This window comes from Christiangramia gaetbulicola (assembly GCF_003054225.1).
In the GTDB taxonomy this organism is placed as follows: Bacteria; Bacteroidota; Bacteroidia; order Flavobacteriales; family Flavobacteriaceae; genus Christiangramia; species Christiangramia gaetbulicola.
This window is the reverse complement of sequence record NZ_QBKQ01000003.1, coordinates 812,320-830,502: the sequence shown is the minus strand read 5'-3', so window position 1 is coordinate 830,502 and position 18,183 is coordinate 812,320. Positions and strand designations below refer to the sequence as shown.

Here is an 18,183-nt window from a genome sequence, read left to right as displayed (position 1 = left end):
CGCTTTATTTTTTAAATTTAGGCACCTAACCATTTATCGTGATTAATGAGCAATACGCCAGAAAAGATCCGTAATTACTATAAGTTCATACGTTTTATGCTGAAATACTGGAACAGCGATCTATTTCGCCAGACCAGCTCGGTTGCTATGAATGGAGAACTTTCAGAAGAAGATAAAGAACATAAATTCGATCAATCACCCGAAGAACTTGTTGAGGATCTTAAAGAAATGGGTCCTACTTATATAAAATTAGGGCAGTTGCTTTCTACCAGGCCAGATCTTTTGCCAGATGAATACCTGAACGCACTTTCCAACCTGCAGGATAATGTTTCGCCGGTGCCATTTGAAGAAGTCAAAGAGATCATCGAAAAAGAACTGGGTACCAAGATCTCCAAGGCATTTAATTCTTTTGATGAAAAGCCATTGGCCAGCGCTTCTATTGGCCAGGTGCACAGGGCAGAACTTCACTCAGGTAAACCTGTCGCTGTAAAAGTGCAGAGACCCGGTATCGCCAAACAGTTCATGGATGACCTCGAAACCCTTGATGAATTAACCGCCCTGGCAGTAAAACATCTGGAAACGGCCAAAACATACGCTATAGATGAAGTCTTTGCCGAACTAAGGCGCATCCTGATCAATGAACTCGATTATAAAAAAGAAGCTCAGAATTTAAAAACCTTAAGCAAAAATCTAGAACAATACGATAACCTCATCATTCCAGCCCCAGTAGACGATTATAGTTCTACCAGGGTGCTTACCATGGAATTCGTAAGTGGAAAAAAGATTACTTCCCTTTCTCCCCTTCGGAAAATGGAAAATGATTTTTCAGGACTTGTTGAAGAGTTAGTGGAAGCTTATTTACAGCAGATCATCAATGACGGATTTGCCCATGCAGATCCACATCCCGGAAATATAAAATTCACCGAAAATAATCAGATCGCCTTGATCGACCTGGGCATGGTGGCCCGGTTCACGCCTCAGCTTCAGGAAAACTTAATAGAACTATTACTGGCGATAAGCCAGAGTAATGGTGAAAAGACCGCTCATTGCCTTTTAAAAATGAGTGAGCTGAGTGAAGATTCCCAGAAGAAGCAATTTTCCAAGACCGTGAGCGATGTGATCATGGAAAGCGAGAATAGCCGGGCGAAGGATTTGCAAACAGGTAGAATTCTTATCCAGCTAAACAGGCTTGCACTAACCACGCATATTAAATTACCCGTGGAGATCAATATTCTTGGTAAGATATTATTGAATCTAGATCAGATCGTGGCTATGCTGGATCCAGATTTCGACCTTAGAGCAGCCATCCAGAGAAATGTGCATGAGATCATGCGCAAGAAAATGATCAGCGAATTAAAGCCGGAAAACTTTTTCAGTACCCTTATAGAAACTAAACATTTCCTGGAGAAGATGCCGGAGCGGATGAACCTGATTTCCGAAAACCTGGCCAACAATGATTTTAAGATAAAGATCGATGCTATAGATGAAAAGAGGGTGACCGATGGATTTCAAAAAGTAGCCAACAGGATCACTTTAGGTTTGATCATCGCCGCCATGATCATTGGTGCTTCCATGCTTATGCAGGTTCCTTCAGATTTCAGGATATTTGGATATCCCGGGCTCGCTATGATCTTCTTTCTGCTTGCAGCGGCAGGAGCTATCGTACTTAGTTATGTCATCATTTTCAGAGATGAAAACCTTAATAATAAAGATTAGTTTTTAACCTTCAGAATTAAATTAGAATAATGCGAAAATTTTCACTTTTATTGATCCTAGGATTAATTCCTTTACTAAACCATGCTCAAAATATTGAGATTCCCTTAGATACTACGGTAACCACACAACATTCAGCAAACATCAACGGTAAATCTATCGATTATACCGCTGAAACTGGTTTTATGCCTTTATGGAACGACGACAGAGAACCTATTGCCAGTCTGTTCTATACTTACTATAAACGCAGCGGAGTTAAAAACACCGAAAACAGGCCTTTAGTGATTTCATTTAACGGCGGACCTGGATCTGCTTCGGTCTGGATGCATATTGCCTATACCGGGCCACGTGTACTCAAGATCGATGACGAAGGATTCCCGATACAGCCTTACGGAATTAAAGACAACCCGCACTCTATTCTTGATGTGGCCGATATTGTTTTTGTAAATCCTGTAAATACTGGGTATTCCAGAGCGATCCCAAATGAAGAGGGTAAAATTAATAGAGAAAAGTTCTTTGGGGTAAATGCAGATATTCAATATCTGGCAGAATGGTTAAATACCTTTGTAACCCGTAAGAACAGATGGTTGTCCCCAAAATACCTGATCGGTGAAAGTTATGGAACTACAAGAGTTTCAGGTTTAGCACTTGAACTTCAGAACAGCCAGTGGATGTATCTTAACGGAGTAATTTTAGTTTCTCCAACAGAAATAGGTCTAGATCGCGAAGGTCCGGTGGAAATCGCAAACAGGTTACCATATTTTGCTGCGGCTGCCTGGTATCATAAGGCATTGCCACAGGAGTTGCAACAAAAAGATCTTGATGAATTACTTCCAGAAGTGGAAGATTATGCCATCAATGAATTATTACCGGTATTGGTAAAAGGAGGATTCATTGAAGATTCTGAAAAACAACAGGTAGCAGAAAAAATGGCTTATTATTCTGGTATCGATAAAAAAGTGATCCTTCAGAATAATCTGGAAGTGCCTTTCAGGTATTTCTGGAAAGACCTACTTCGTGAAGAAGGAGGGTTTACGGTAGGGCGACTTGACTCCAGGTATAGAGGCATCGACGCTAAAGAGGCCGGGGATAATCCAGATTATAACGTGGAGCTAACTTCATGGTTGCATTCTTTTACCCCTGCGATCAATTATTATTTAAGAGAAGAACTGGATTTTAAAACAGATTTGAAATATAATATGTTTGGGCCGGTTCATCCATGGGATAGAAGCGGGAATAATACTGGTGAGAATTTAAGACAGGCCATGGCACAAAACAAAAATCTGGACGTATTGATCCAGTCTGGTTATTTTGATGGTGCCACCACCTATTTTAATGCTAAATATTCTATGTGGCAACTGGACCCAAGTGGAAAAATGAAAGACCGCTTAAGCTTTAAAGGTTACCGAAGCGGCCATATGATGTATTTGAGAAATGAAGACCTGAAAAAGGCCAATGACGACCTAAGAGAATTCATTCAGAATAGTCTACCCGGAGAGGAACCAGCAAAATATTAATATTTTTAGCTTAATAAATATCCCTTTAGATCTTCATAATTGCTGATCTGAAGGGATTTTTTTTGCTCATCCATTAAAGCCTGAATTACGTCCGGGATTTCTACCTTATCGCCTATTGCTGCTTCCACAGTATCCAGAAATTTAACCGGATGCGCCGTCTCTAAAAAGGTGCCGTAATACCCATCCTTATCTTTTAAATATTTCTGAAGTCCCAGGTATCCCACAGCACCATGTGGATCCATGATATAACCAGTTTCAGAATATACTTTTTTCATAACTTTCCTCGTAGCTTCATCATCGAAACTATAAGCTGAAAGCACTTTTTTCACCGAAGAATATTCATCATCGAACAGCCTTAGCACCCTGATAAAATTGCTGGGATCTCCAACATCCATGGCATTAGAAATGGTCGCCACGCTTGGTTTAGGTTTATAGTTCGCGGTATCCAGGTAATTTGTGACCGTATCATTAGCATTATTAGCTGCAACAAAATGATCTATAGGCAATCCCATTTCCCGGGCCAGCATCCCGGCGCAAATGTTTCCAAAATTCCCACTAGGCACAGAAAATACCAGTTTCTTATTCTTATCTGCCAGTTGCCTGTAGGCTAGGAAATAATAGAACATTTGCGGTAACCACCTGGCGAGATTAATAGAGTTCGCTGAAGTCAGCCTGCGTTGCTCTGTGATATCCTTATCCAGAAAAGCCTGTTTTACCATTTTTTGACAATCGTCAAAAACACCATCCACTTTCAAAGCAGTTATATTCTGTCCCAAAGTGGTAAGCTGTTTTTCCTGAATATCGCTAACCTTCCCTTTGGGATAAAGGATCACCACGTCTATACCGTCAACTCCTAAAAACCCATTGGCAACCGCACCTCCAGTATCTCCGGAAGTTGCAACCAGTACGGTCACTTTACCAAGATTTCCTTTTTTGATAAAATAGCCTAAACTTCCCGCCATAAACCTCGCTCCTACATCCTTAAATGCTAGCGTTGGTCCATGAAAAAGTTCCAGGCTGCCGATATTTTCTTCAACATCCACTACTGGAAATTCAAAATCAAGGGTTTCGTCAATAATATCCATCAATTCTGAATCTGGAATTTCGGCTCCAACATATTTTTGAATCGCATTAAATGCAATCTCGGTTTTATCTAGCTTATTCAATTCCTGAAAGAAGGAAGCAGGAAGTTTTACAATTTCCTCCGGAAAATAAAGACCTTTATCCGGAGCAAGACCTCTTACTACCGCGTCCTCGAAATTGCTGGTATGTTCCCTATTATTTAAACTGAAATATTTCATAAGATTTTTACTCCTTTTTCATTAATAGCTGAAAGATGCAATTCAAAATCTATATCTTTTTTTGAATAAAATGCCTGGATCGATTTTTTTACTTTTTCGGCATTTTCATCTCCTCTACACAAGGCATATACTGAAGGTCCCGAACCGGAGATACCAAAGCCCAGGGCGCCATTTTCTGTCACCAATTCATCCAGTTCCCTGAAGTAAGGAATAAGAATAGACCTCACCGGTTCTACGATCTCATCCTGCAGACTTCTCCCGAGAAGTTCATAATCTTCAGTATAAAGTGCGCTTACAAATGCTCCTAGATTTCCCCACTGGTTAATGGCACTTTTGAGACTTACATTTTGTTTGATTATAGATCTGGAATCTTTGGTCTTGATCTCGATCAAAGGATGTAGAACCACCACCCTGAGATCTGAAGGCACCGGCAAACTTAGCACTTCCAGGGGGCAATAACTTCTTACCAGGTTAAAACCACCTAATAGTGCCGGGGCTACATTATCTGCATGAGCATTTCCGCTGGCAAGTAGTTCTCCCTGCATCGCAAATGAAATAAGATCCTTTTTTTGAAATGGTTCTCCAAGTAATTTATTAACAGCAAAAACAGCTCCGGCAGAGCTGGCCGCGCTGCTGCCAATTCCACTACCCGGTTTTATCTTTTTATTGATCTCGATATCAAAACCTTCATTGGAATCTAATTCTTTCAATAAAGCTTTTACTGCCACGCCGGCAACATTTTCATCTGCATTAAGAGGAAGGTCCTGCCCGGTAATTTTAGTGATCCTAACTTCATTGAGATCATTTTTTCGAATCAGCATTTCATCACCAACTGAATCGAGACAACACCCGAGAACATCAAAACCGCAGGAAAGATTGGCCACCGTGGCCGGAGCGAAAATTTTTAATTCTTCCATAATTATTTCTTTCCTATTCTTATGATATCAGCAAATATACCAGAGGCAGTAACCTCAGCTCCTGCGCCGGCTCCTTTTACGATCAAAGGCTGTTCGGGATAACGATCTGTAAAGAACAAAACGATATTATCGCTTCCGCTTAAATTGGCAAACGGGTGCTGCGCATCCACTTTCTGAAGGCCTACTTTAGCCTTGCCATTTTCCAGTTGCGCGACATATTTTAATTCAGCACTATTTTGCTCAGCATTTTTATATAGTTTCTCGAACTCCGGTTCATCCCGTTTTAGTAATTCAAAGAATTTTTCATTTGACTCTGAGTTCAAGCTTTCTTCAGATAAAAAATTATCTCTTTCAATATCTTCCAATTCCAGTTTAAGTCCGCTTTCTCGTGAAAGTATCAGAATTTTCCTAGCAACATCCACTCCGCTAAGATCGATCTTTGGATCTGGTTCGGTATAACCTTCTTTCATAGCTGTTTCTACCACTTTATAAAAAGGCTCTGAAGCGTCATAATTATTGAATACAAAGTTCAGGCTTCCAGAGAGAACTGCCTGGATCTTCCTGATTCGGTCCCCTGATGCCATCAAATTCTGTAAAGTATCAATAATTGGTAATCCCGCTCCTACATTTGTTTCATAGTGGAAAGAGGCTCCATATTCCCTGGCCAGGTTTTGTAGATTTTCATAATTCTCATAAGCATCTGCACAGGCGATCTTATTACAGGTAACCACCGAAATAGAATTTGCGAGGTATTCTTTATACCATTCAGAAATTTCGGCGCTTGCTGTGTTATCAACGAAAATGCTGTTACGAAGGTTGTATTGTTTTACCCGGTTAAAAAATTCATTTTTATCGGCTTTTTCAGCTTTATCTAGATCCTCTTTCCAATGGTCAAGATCAATTCCATCCTCATTGAAAAGCATTTTCCTGGAATTTGAAACGGCAAGTACTCTCACCTTTAATCGCAATTTTTCCAGCAAATAACTCTCCTGTTTTTTTAACTGGTCCAACAGTTTGCTTCCAACATTCCCAACTCCGGTCACGAAAAGGTTCAGTTCTTTGGAGGGAACCTCGAAAAACTGCTCATGAAGCGTATTCAGCGCCTTGGTGACATCTTTTTTAGCAATCACGGCAGATATATTCCGTTCTGAAGAACCCTGCGCTATAGCTCTTATATTGATGTTGTTGTTCCCCAGGGCACTAAACATTTTACCGCTTAAGCCATGGTGACTTTTCATCCGGTCACCAACCAGTGCGATAATGGAAACATTATCCTCAATTTCTACCGGCTTAATTTTCTTGAAAGCGATCTCCGCTTCGAATGCTTCATCCAGAGCTTCTTTAGCTTTCTCAGCTTCATCGGCTTTCACCGCAATACAAATACTATGTTCTGAAGATGCTTGAGTAATTAGAACAACATTTATATGCTCCTGGAAAAGAATCTCGAAGAAACGCTTGGAAAATCCTGGAATCCCAACCATGCCGCTACCTTCGATATTCAATAATTTAATGGAGTCGATATGAGTGATCCCGGTTACCCAACGAAAGTTCTTTTTGCTGGATTTTGAGATCAGGGTTCCCGGTTCATCAGGCTCAAAAGTATTCTTAATATGGATCTTTATATTCTTATCCAGTAATGGCTGTAAAGTTGGCGGATAAAGCACTTTCGCACCAAAATGTGAAAGTTCCATTGCTTCTTCATAAGAGATATTCTTAAGCGAATATGCCTGCGGAACAAGATTTGGATTGGCCGTAAACATTCCGTTCACGTCGGTATAAATAAATACTTTTTCCAGGTCCAGAGCCCCGGCAATGATAGCTGCGGTAAAATCTGACCCTCCCCTACCTAAGGTACTGGGAACTCCCTGGTCGTTTTTCGCGACAAAACCGGGAACTATATAAAAGTCGGCTTTATTCTTTTCGAAAAAATCTTTCAGATTACGGTTGGTCACCTCATAATTTACAAGCACTTTTTCATTCGTATTCTTACATACGATGAGTTCCCTGGTATCTGTGAACAGGCTATCCAGGTTCAGACTTTTAAAATATTCTGCAATGATCAAAGAGCTAAGGATCTCACCAAAACCGGAAATCACATGTTTGGTCTTATCTGAAAGTTCATTTAGAAGATACACTCCTTCATATAATGTTTCCAGGCGGTTAAACTGATTTTTAACCTGACTGAGAATACTGCTTTGCGCGGTTACAGGAATAAGTTCGCGAACCACTTCCAGGTGTCTTTTTTCATTCCTCTCAAGGATCTCTTTATAAGTAAGATCTTCTTTTGATGCGAGTTCGGCCATTAGAAGAAGATCATTGGTCACCCCTCCAAATGCCGAAAACACTGAAATAACAGCATCTTTTTTTAAATGTTCTTGAATAGTTTGAGCTACTAGTTTGATTCGCTCTGAAGTGGCTAAAGATGAGCCTCCAAATTTCAGGATATACATAACTGAAATTGTTTATAAGGTTAATATGAATATTAAGTATACAGGTGTACGGACGGAAGTTATATAGCAAGGACCCCAAAAGGGGTAATACCTGTGATCGTGATAATCATAGTAGACATACGGAAAGAAATATTTCCGGTGGTACTATTGATATTTTGCTGAAGTATTTTCACGATTTATCCTAATAACTTTTTTAAAGGTATTTAAATAAAATTACCGGCAAAATTTTTTCTTAGAAAGTCTAAAAAAATTATCGATTTGATAATTTAAAAGCATTAAAAAACCCGATACTTTAAAATATCGGGTTTTATTTTAATTATTTCGAAACAAGATTATTATAAACCACTGATGTAGCTTCCATAAAGATCCTTGAATTGCAGTCCTTTAGAAAACCTCTGCTTGCTTAGTTTTTTAAACTCTACAAGCGCCCATAAAAGGAACTCCTTCATGAAATATTTGTCCTCTGCCTTAAGCTCGGGTTGGTATTTCTCGATTAGCTTATTCAATGGTTCAATAGAATCCAGTTTTTCCTTGTAATCTGAATCTGGCAGATCATCTGGCAATTCGAAACCTGAACTTTCGAAGAACCATTCTACCAGGTCATCATAGGGCGTAGTTGCGTCTGGTTTTTGCAACTTTTCGATTTTTGGGAAATAATCTGGAAACAATGTTTTTACAGCATCACCTATTAATTGCTGTGCAACAAAAGCAGCTCCCTCCTGTTCTCCTTCATAAACCAGTTCCACTTTTCCAGTAATGGATGGAATAACCCCTAGAAAATCACCAAACCTTAATAATGTGTTTTCTTCTCCATTTTTGATGGCTCTCCTTTCGGCAGTACTCAGTAAGTTTTCAAAAGCCGTGATACTCATTCTGGCACTAACACCACTCTTATGATCTATGAATTCACTATCCCTCGCTTCAAAACTTACCTGCTCCAGTAGATCTTTGGCCATTTCAGGAACATGAACCAGTTCTCGTTGTCGCTTGTCTAATTGCGCTTCCTGGGAAGTAATGGTTTTTGCGATCTCAATATTTTCAGGATAATGGGTTAATATTTGAGAACCTATACGGTCTTTTAAAGGAGTAACTATACTACCTCTATTGGTATAATCTTCAGGATTAGCCGTAAAGACGAATTGCATATCTAAGGGCAACCTGAGTTTAAAACCTCTAATCTGAATATCCCCTTCCTGTAAAATATTAAAAAGCGCCACCTGTATTCTCGCCTGTAGATCTGGCAACTCGTTAATCACAAAAATACTACGATTAGCACGCGGGATCATTCCAAAATGTATCACACGATCATCTGCATAACTCAACCTTAAATTAGCTGCTTTTATAGGATCTACATCTCCAATAAGATCGGCCACGGTAACATCTGGTGTCGCCAGCTTCTCAAAGAACCTGTCTTCGCGGTGAATCCATTCAATAGGAGTTTCGTCTCCCTTGGCGATAATTAGATCCTTAGCAAACCGGCTTATAGGTTTTAAAGGATCATCATTGATCTCAGAGCCTTCAATTGTTGGGATCCATTCATCTAAAAGGTTCACCATTAACCTGGCGAGTCTCGTTTTTGCCTGTCCTCGTAATCCAAGTAAATTAATATTATGCCGGGAAAGAATAGCTCTTTCCAGCTCTGGGATCACGGTATAGTCATAACCATGAATTCCTTCAAAGGCATTTTCGCCTTTTCTGATCTTATCCTTAAGATTATCTCTAAGTTCCTCTTTAATGCTTTTACTCTCGTAACCTGCTTTTTTGAGGTCTCCTAACTTCTTTATATTGTCCTTGTTCATATTCTTATTCTTAGCCTCTTATTCTTTTTTTTCGGTTAATTTCATAATCTTCAAATATCATCTCACCTAAACCTTTCAAACCGGTATAAAATGCCTTCCCCTGGTTTGCCATGGTGAATTCCTGCACAAACCTGGTTAGATAAGGATCCTGGGCGATCATAAAAGTTGTTATCGGGATCCTCAATTTCCTGGCCTGCCTCGCCATGTTATAGCATTTATCGACAATGTAAGGATCCAGCCCCAAACTGTTTTTATAATAGCTACCATCACGTTCTCTAACACAACTTGGTTTACCATCGGTAATCATGAAAATCTGCTTATTGGTATTTCTTTTACGGCGTAAAAGGTCCATGGCTAACTCAAGTCCGGCGACGGTATTGGTATGATAAGGTCCAACTTTTAAATATGGTAATTCGGCAATCGAGATCGGCCAGGCATCATTACCAAATACGAGAATGTCCAAGGTATCCTTTGGATATCTGGTGGTAATTAATTCTGATAATGCCATGGCTACTTTTTTAGCCGGGGTGATCCTGTCTTCTCCATATAGGATCATACTATGGCTGATATCTATCATTAAGACCGTACTCATTTGGGATTTATGGTGTGTTTCCTCTACGACCAGATCATCTTCAGACATCGTGAATTCTCCAATACCATGATTAATCTGGGCATTTCGAAGACTTTCGGTCATGGATATTCTGCTTAATGAATCACCAAACTGGTAGGCTCTAAAATCTCCCGTATGTTCATCTCCCCTTCCAATTTGATTGGTTCGATGATTTCCGGAAGAACTTTTTTTCAATCTTCCGAAGATCTGCTCTAGGGCCTGTTGCCTAATAGCACGCTCGGTCTTGGCGGTAATGGCCATGGAGCCATTTCCATCCTGGTCTATTTCCTCTCTTATATATCCTTTTTTCTTAAGATCTTCAATAAAATCATCCAGGGTATAATCTTCATTCGTCAATTGATACTCCTCATCCAACTGCTTCATCCAATCCAGGGCTTCATCCAGGTCACCCGAAGTATGGGTAATGATCTCCTTAAAAATGTCGAATAACTTGTCAAAAGGAGAAACTTCAGGTTCATCATACTTATTGAATATGAACCCTCTTATCGCTTTATCTGCATTCCTTTCCATATTTCTAAAATTAAAGCTTTTTCAAGAGAATTTAAAAACATGCTTTGTAAACACTAACTAAACTTTTGTTAATAGATAAAATGGGTACATCTCACCTCTTACTGTTATTCTTTTCTTAATTGGTTCCCGTTTTTTATAAGGAAATAAGAGATTTGAAAAAAATTATATGAGAAAAATCGCCCCCCTTCTATTAATGATCTTTATGTGTAATTCACTTTTTTCACAGGAAAGTTCATCTCCCTATAAAACTGAATTCTGGAAAGATGGTTCATGGATCGCAGGATCAACGGCATTAAATGTGCTTGGAGTAATAACCATCCAGAATAAAGATGACCTAACAGATCTTGATCTGGAAGAACTGGATAGAGGTGATATTTGGAAAATAAACCGCGGGGCAGCTGGAAATTATTCCGTAGAAGCAGATGAATTAAGTTATGTGCCTTTTTACGCTTCTTTCGCCAGCCCATTGTTATTTCTACTTGGCGAGGATGAACGAAAAAATTTCGGTCAAATTTCAGTGATGTTCGTTGAGACCATGGCGTCAACAGGAGCTATTTTCACCATTACTGCAGGGACTGTTCAAAAAAGCAGACCGCTAGTTTATAATGAAGATCTTTCGGCCGAAGAAAGAAAAGATTCTGATGCCCAAAGATCCTTTTTTGCAGGTCATACTGCGGCAACGGCTGCAGCTACTTTTTTCAGTGCAAAGGTGTTTCAGGATTTCAATCCAGATTCCCCGGCTGTTCCATATGTTTGGGCAGGAGCGGTTGCTGTACCTGCTTATGTAGGTTACTTGCGAACCAAAGCAGGTAAACATTTCTTAACAGATAATTTAATTGGTTTTGGAATTGGAGCCGCTTGTGGTATCTTAGTTCCTGAAATTCACAAGATCGGGAATGAAAAACTGGATATATATCCTACTTCACAGACGAATGTATTGGGAACCGGAATTGACACTAAGGGTATTGCCTTAAACTATACATTTTAAAGATTCATTTACTTATGAGCATCGGAGAAATTCTTGTCCTCTTTTTCACAGTAATAATGTGTATCCCGACAATAGCTTCACTTACCAGGTTTGATATCTGGTGGGTAAGAGGTTTTGACTTTCCCCGTATACAAATCAGTTTCCTCATTATTTGTGTGCTTGTTGCTTCCCTGGTAGTTTACGAATTTTCTGAGCTCTGGCATTTTGTTGCGGTAGGAGCTTTACTTTTCAGCCTTTTTTATCAATTCAAGAAAATATTCCCTTATACCTACCTGGCTAGAAAGCAAGTCATGAAGTTCAAGGGAAGCGATCCAAATGCAACCATTTCAATCCTTGTAAGCAATGTTCTAACCCCTAATAAAAGAAGTGATAAACTCATTTCTCTTATTAAAGAGAGGGAGCCAGACCTGGTTCTTACTTTGGAAACTGATAAAAGGTGGGAAGAAGAACTTTCAGAAATAGAAAAAGACTATAAATACAACATTAAAATTCCTAAAGACAATTTATACGGAATGCACCTTTATTCGAAACTGGAACTGGATGATATTAAGGTTAGAAACCTGGTACAGGAAGATATACCATCCATCCACGGAAATGTGATCTTAAGAAATGGTAAAAAGGTAAGGTTGCATTGTCTTCATCCAATGCCTCCAAGTCCTACAGAAAGTGAGACTTCAACCAACAGGGATGCAGAACTATTAATGGTAGGAAGGGATATCGATGCCGAAAAAGATTCCATTCTGGTCATTGGTGATCTTAATGATGTTGCCTGGTCCAGAACTACGAGGTTGTTTCAAAAACTCAGCGGGTTAATGGATCCAAGGAAAGGAAGAGGCTTTTTCAATACTTTTCATTCCAATTATTTTCTGCTTAGATGGCCGTTAGATCATGTTTTTCACACCAAAGACTTTACTCTTATTGATATCGCCAGGGAGCGAAATATAGGCTCTGATCATTTCCCTATGTATATAAAACTGAATTATGAACCTACAGCAGAGGCCATCAATGAGGATACAGATGCTCCGGCTCAGGAAGAAGAAAACTGGGCAGAAGAAAAGATTCAGAATGCCGATCCATTAATGAAGAAAATGGATTTTAACTCTCTGCAAAGTATTTTTCGAGCTTAGAGATACCTTTTAATTTTGCGCAGTGCTTGGCGGAAACAGGTTTTTCTATGAAATCTATCACGTGAGGATCGTTGGCAGCGTCTCTCTTATCTTTTCTATCTATAGAAGAAGTTACCATTACTACATGAAACCGGTCGTTATCTGGAACGTTCTTTATTTCTTCCAGGAACTGCCAGCCACTCATATTAGGCATGTTTATATCCAGCATAATTAAGTAACTAACCTCCGTGTCTGAATCCTGGCTCAAAAAACGTAGGGCTTCGCCAGCATCTTTAAAAGAAATAGGGTCAGGGTCCAGCTCACACTTAGAGACAATTTTCTTTTGTAAAAATGTAACTATTTCGTCATCATCCACTATTATAGTTCGTAACATCTTATAGGTTGATTTTGGGGTTCAATAAAATTCCTATTCAGTTTGAGTTGCAATCTTCCTGATAATACTATCAAGCTCATTTGCTGAAGTTAAAATAATTTCAAGTATTTCGTCAATGTTTTCTAAATCATTTTTATAATTAAGAAGTAAATCTACCAGTCCCATAAGCTTGGCTAAAGGTGCTCTTACCGTATGGGATTGCGTCCAGGCGATTTCTTTTAAACGTTTATTATGATTCTCTATAGCAATTAAATGTTGTTTTCTTTCAGTGATATCCTGCATGGAACCTATAATTCTAATTGGATTCCCCTTTTCATCAACCATTAAATAGCTTCTATCCAGAATATATTTATAAGATCCATCGGCACACTGGAATCTATATTCTATAGTGAGATTCTTAACTCCATTTTCTTTCATTTCCTTCGCTCCTGCTCTTACGTAATCATGGTCTTCAGGATGAATTTTGCTATTCCACCATTTACTTGAATATTTTCCATTCCCTTTTTCATATCCAAAAATTTTAAAAGTTGCTTCGCTTACGCTTATTTCATCTTTTTGAATATCGTAATCGGTAATGATATCACTGGTGGCTTTTGAAACAATATTATAGCGAGTCAAACTTTCCAGCAGCTCTTTCTCCTGCTCTACAAATTCTGTAATATCCCTGGAGTTCATAACTATCCCACCAATTGCAGGTTCATCCTTTAAATCTGTCATGATTGTTTCCATCCAGCGCCAATTGTTCTCAGCGCCTTTTACCCTATATGAAGGTAATTGTACTCTTTTCTGAGATTCTAATTTAGACAGATGATCCTCCAGAATTATAAGATCCTCTTCGTGAATATAGTCTCTAAAATTCTTATTATGAAGTTGTGAGGGCCCAAGACCAAAGACAGAATTAGATGCAGGACTATTATAAAAATAATTCAAATTCTCATCTACGATAGATATAAGGTCTGAACCTTCCTGAACGAGAGCTTTAAATCGCTGTTCACTTTGAAATAGCTTCTCTTCAGCTTTTATACGGTCTGTAACATTCTTGATTAATGATACTCTTGCTTCAATCCCGTCAAAAATAACCGGGTTGCTATTGATATTTACATGAATAAGGTCTCCATTCTTTTTAAAATGGCTTAGTTTGACCTGAAAAAATTCATTCTGGTTTTCAGAAATTATCGGGTTTATAATTTCATCCTGACCTGGAACCCAAAGATCCTTTACCGTCATTTCAGAAAATTCTTCTTCGGTGTAGCCATATAGCTCTATGGCAGCTTTATTCACTTTCAGGAATCTTAAGTTCACTCTATCTAAAACCCACATTGGCAGAGGGCTTGCGTCAAAGAGACTGCGATATTTCATTTCAGACTCTTCCAGCTTTTCCTGGACTAACGTGAGTTCAGTTATATTTTCTGATAGTTCTTCATGTGCCCTTTTTAATGGAGTAATATCTGTTCCATAAATGAACACAATATTCTCCTTTTCGAAGAAGCGAGAAAACCTCCATGAGATCCATAGATATTCTCCATCTTTTCTCTTACATCTAATTTCGAAATCTGTTCCTTCTATATATACTTTTTCTATAGCTTCAAAGGTCTTGGCGAGGTCATCTGGATGAATAAATTCCGTAAAAGGTTTTGTAAGAATTTCACATTCAGAATATCCAAATTTCTCCTCAAAAGATGGATTGATCTTTTTCACAAAACCATCCATCCCAATAACAGCAATTAGATTAGGGGAATAACTAAAAAAGTCATTAAGCTGTTCCTGGCTACGCTTTCTTTCAATAGCCGAAGCAATTTGCAGAGTGATATCTTCAAGTAATTCTATTTCAATTTTTTTTGAATCCTCGATAGAACCAAGACAGAAGATAGAAATCAATCTATCCTGAAATATAATTGGAAAGCCGACAGCAGATTTCAGAACTTTTCCTTCACTTAAGAGCATGTCTTTTAGAAGCTGGTTCTCGTCATTCTGTCTTAAGATTTTCACTTTACCAGACTGCCATACTTTTCCCGGTAACCGTTCCCCTTTTTCATACGTGGTAACGCTTTCAGAAAGATCTTTTTCTAAAGGCCAGAAGGCGGTTCTTACGATCTTTTCATTGTTCACGCTAACCTGGAAGGCTTCTGCATAATCATAGCCCAATTCTGTACAAAAAATTTCAAGAACCTTTACCATTGCTTCATGCAGCGTAGGTTTATCACCAAATGCTTTGATCACTTTAAAGACTAGTTCCTGCTTTTTATTATGAAGATAGGTTTCGGTTATATCACGAGCAACCCCTACAAGCCCTATTATTTCCTCCTTCTGATTTTTTAAAGGAACTTTGGTTAAAAGCACCTTTTCTTGCTTTCCCTGGATATTATGAACAGTATCAGGACGATTGATCACAGATTGACCGGTATTCATTACCCATTCATTATCTGCAATAATATGCTCTCCTTTTTCTCGATCAAAATAGTCCCTAGGAGTATACCCTAAACTACTTTCATCAGATGTTTTACCTAGGATCTGTTCATAGAACTTACGGTTAGCCAGAATACTTTTGTGCTCCCGGTCTTTGACAAATATATAATCTGGAATATTATCGATAATTGCCCGTAGCATCTGCCGCTCTTCCAGAACCTTTTTCTCTTCAAGCTTTTGAGTAGTTATATCTTTTGCAATCCCGTACACTCCTATTATTTGATACTTATGATGTATTGGAAAAAGATTAATTTCGAGATACTTGAATGTACCCTTTAAACTTTGGAAGGTAGTCTGGTAATTCTGATTAAACCCTTGTTTTGCTTTTTCAAAATGATCTAGAACTATTGAATGATCTTCTTCCGGAATGAAGGGAAGGAAATGCATGTTTAAAAGTTCGGAAATAGAGGTTTCAGCCAGTTCAGCAGAACTTTTGTTTGCGTTAACAAAATTACCGTCAAGATCAAATGAGAAAACGGCGTCCGGATTATTATAAAACAGGTTTGAATAAACCTGCTCATTATAACCTTCCTTATTCTGAAAATGCACGCTGGTACTTAAAAGATCAGGTTTAGCATTTAAATCCTCTTTTTCAATAACTATGGAAACTTTATCAATGCAACCATTAGTCTCAAGAATTGGAAAAAAATAAAGCTGAAGATTGCTAAGCTTATTAGTATGAGATAATGATTGAAATTTTCCTTTTTTACATAAGGAGAGGCATCTTTCAATTTTTGAAGATAAATCCGGCTCAAAAAGCGCTGAAAGCTTTTTCCCTATTTGAAATTCATCTGTAAGGTAATCAGACAGCAAATGATCGGGCTGTTTACTATAAGATAGTACACCCGATGTATAACTATAAGTTATAACGGCTTCCTGCAGATTTGGGGAAGAATCCTGATTCAAGTTAGTCTAAATGATTTAAGGCGTGTGGAAAGTACAAAAAATAAATCAGACGAAATCTAAAAAATTGCTTTTGAGAAACTTATACCAACTCCTAAATTGGCATCCTCATAGGAGCTTATATCTGCTCCAATTTGTGCTTTTAGACTATAATTATCGTTTACTAGATCTAATTCAATTAAGGATGACAGGACCTCTCTAGTCTCCGCAAAGAAAGAATCTTTTACACCGTAGTTTTTTCGGTAACTTAACAGAAATCGATAAGGATATTTTTCGAAAGCTTTCCCTTTAAGGCCTAAATGATGAACAGTGGTTATATTGGTTCCAATTCTAAACCTATTATCATTCAATAAGATAAAAGGCATTCCCAATACCTGGTTGTTATACGTCCATCCAGATCGATATAAATTATTGTTGAAATAATTATCTGCTCCATCTTCTTCAGAACTTTTTCTGGTTCTACTCTGGTTCTTTGTATAATAAAATTCATACATAAAGGCCTTTAACCAGGAAGTTCCCCAAAAAGTATCACGGTTATCTTCAAAATAAACCGCATATCGACCGTCAGGAAAATTCCCTCCTTTCATACCAGAGGCATCTTCGAAAATATGATTGTACAAAAACTGAAAATCTACATCCCTGATTTTCGTTTTTATTTTTATTTCATAACTACCAATCTGGTTTCCCAGAGCATTAACTTCCTCACCATTACCAACATCTCCTTCACTAGCCATTCCTGTAAATATCCTAAAATAATCATCCCATGAATTTGGTAGTTGTCCAAACTCTTCTGAATAGCCCGCCCATTGCACGAAATGCTGCACCCCCATGTCAATTTGAAAATTGTTCTCGTTTCGGTAAACCAAATGAAGACTTTTATGATGAAGACGAGTATCCTCAATGTAACGATCATCGTCCATTAAATACTCCTCTAAACTGGCAATAATACCTATGCCGTGATCTTCTTTAAAAATAAAAAGTGGATCTCTGATAAAAAATCTCATCCCAGGCATGGGAGCGGCATTAAGAGACCATATAATATTTTCATTGGTTGCACTAAGACCTTGAAAAAGATCTTTACGCTGCTTTTTACCTATGACTACTCCAAATTTAGGCGATACATAATTAAAGTAAAGTTGATCTAATTTAGCCCCATCTTTATATCCATCTTTATAGAAGGCTCCAGCTCCAAATTCAGCATAACTATCAGAAGTAAGATCCATCTTAACTTTCGTAGAAACCAAACCAAACAAATGAGATTTTTCATCCATTCTGCCTCTGTAATTGGTATGCATCCAGAATGGAGATTCATCTCCTGTGAATAATTGCCCTTGTCCATCGAAATTAATTTGATATTCAATCTGGCCGTTACAAACGAAGCAAAATGAAAATAATAAAGCAATTAAAAAGGTAAGTCTCATATTTTAGGTCCAGGAACTCTGCAAATATTAATAATAAGAATTTAAATTATGTAATTTTGAGACCTAA

The 18,183-nt window shown here is 38.3% G+C and carries 12 protein-coding genes; 4 read left to right on the top strand and 8 right to left on the bottom strand.

Annotation, left to right across the window (positions count from 1 at the left end):
• Positions 1-45 precede the first annotated feature (45 nt).
• Both C8P64_RS15225 and C8P64_RS15220 read left to right on the top strand, forming a co-directional pair.
• Positions 46-1,716 carry an ABC1 kinase family protein gene (locus C8P64_RS15225; protein ID WP_108172930.1) on the top strand — a complete coding sequence of 557 codons (1,671 nt, stop codon included), beginning with the start codon at positions 46-48 and terminating at the stop codon, positions 1,714-1,716.
• A 29-nt stretch (positions 1,717-1,745) separates the two neighbouring features.
• Positions 1,746-3,230, top strand: coding sequence for a S10 family peptidase (locus tag C8P64_RS15220; protein ID WP_108172929.1), 1,485 nt, complete (start codon positions 1,746-1,748; stop codon positions 3,228-3,230).
• A 5-nt stretch (positions 3,231-3,235) separates the two neighbouring features.
• Here the strand turns inward: C8P64_RS15220 and thrC are convergent, their stop codons facing one another.
• The 5 genes from thrC to C8P64_RS15195 form a co-directional block, all read right to left on the bottom strand.
• Positions 3,236-4,531: a threonine synthase gene (gene thrC, locus C8P64_RS15215; protein WP_108172928.1), complete on the bottom strand. Its 1,296-nt coding sequence runs from the start codon at positions 4,529-4,531 to the stop codon at positions 3,236-3,238.
• Entirely contained in the window at positions 4,528-5,448 is a 921-nt protein-coding gene (locus C8P64_RS15210) for a homoserine kinase (RefSeq protein WP_108172927.1), read from the bottom strand. The genes thrC and C8P64_RS15210 overlap by 4 nt, the downstream gene beginning before the upstream one ends.
• A 2-nt stretch (positions 5,449-5,450) precedes the next feature.
• Entirely contained in the window at positions 5,451-7,898 is a 2,448-nt protein-coding gene (gene thrA, locus C8P64_RS15205; RefSeq protein WP_108172926.1) for a bifunctional aspartate kinase/homoserine dehydrogenase I, read from the bottom strand.
• Positions 7,899-8,233: 335 nt separating this feature from the next.
• Positions 8,234-9,697: a magnesium chelatase gene (locus C8P64_RS15200; RefSeq protein ID WP_108172925.1), complete on the bottom strand. Its 1,464-nt coding sequence runs from the start codon at positions 9,695-9,697 to the stop codon at positions 8,234-8,236.
• Positions 9,698-9,707: 10 nt separating this feature from the next.
• Positions 9,708-10,838 (bottom strand): vWA domain-containing protein, encoded by a 1,131-nt coding sequence (locus tag C8P64_RS15195; protein ID WP_108172924.1) that lies wholly within the window; start codon positions 10,836-10,838, stop codon positions 9,708-9,710.
• 166 nt (positions 10,839-11,004) lie between these two features.
• Between C8P64_RS15195 and C8P64_RS15190 the strand changes: the two genes are divergently transcribed.
• Together C8P64_RS15190 and C8P64_RS15185 are read left to right on the top strand one after the other, a co-directional pair.
• Positions 11,005-11,826, top strand: a complete 822-nt coding sequence (locus tag C8P64_RS15190) for a phosphatase PAP2 family protein (RefSeq protein WP_108172923.1) — start codon at positions 11,005-11,007, stop codon at positions 11,824-11,826.
• A gap of 14 nt (positions 11,827-11,840) precedes the next feature.
• Positions 11,841-12,953: an endonuclease/exonuclease/phosphatase family protein gene (locus tag C8P64_RS15185; protein WP_108172922.1), complete on the top strand. Its 1,113-nt coding sequence runs from the start codon at positions 11,841-11,843 to the stop codon at positions 12,951-12,953.
• On the opposite strand, the gene C8P64_RS15180 is transcribed toward C8P64_RS15185, so the two are convergent.
• From C8P64_RS15180 to C8P64_RS15170, 3 genes are read right to left on the bottom strand one after another with little or no spacing between them, the layout of a single operon-like run.
• Positions 12,922-13,326 carry a response regulator gene (locus C8P64_RS15180; protein ID WP_108172921.1) on the bottom strand — a complete coding sequence of 135 codons (405 nt, stop codon included), beginning with the start codon at positions 13,324-13,326 and terminating at the stop codon, positions 12,922-12,924. The two genes, C8P64_RS15185 and C8P64_RS15180, sit on opposite strands and share 32 nt — an antisense overlap.
• Before the next feature lie 33 nt (positions 13,327-13,359).
• Positions 13,360-16,698: a PAS domain S-box protein gene (locus C8P64_RS15175; RefSeq protein ID WP_108172920.1), complete on the bottom strand. Its 3,339-nt coding sequence runs from the start codon at positions 16,696-16,698 to the stop codon at positions 13,360-13,362.
• Positions 16,699-16,754: 56 nt separating this feature from the next.
• The gene (locus C8P64_RS15170) at positions 16,755-18,116 is read right to left on the bottom strand and encodes a capsule assembly Wzi family protein (RefSeq protein ID WP_108172919.1); all 1,362 of its coding nucleotides are present in this window, start codon (positions 18,114-18,116) and stop codon (positions 16,755-16,757) included.
• Positions 18,117-18,183: the final 67 nt, after the last annotated feature.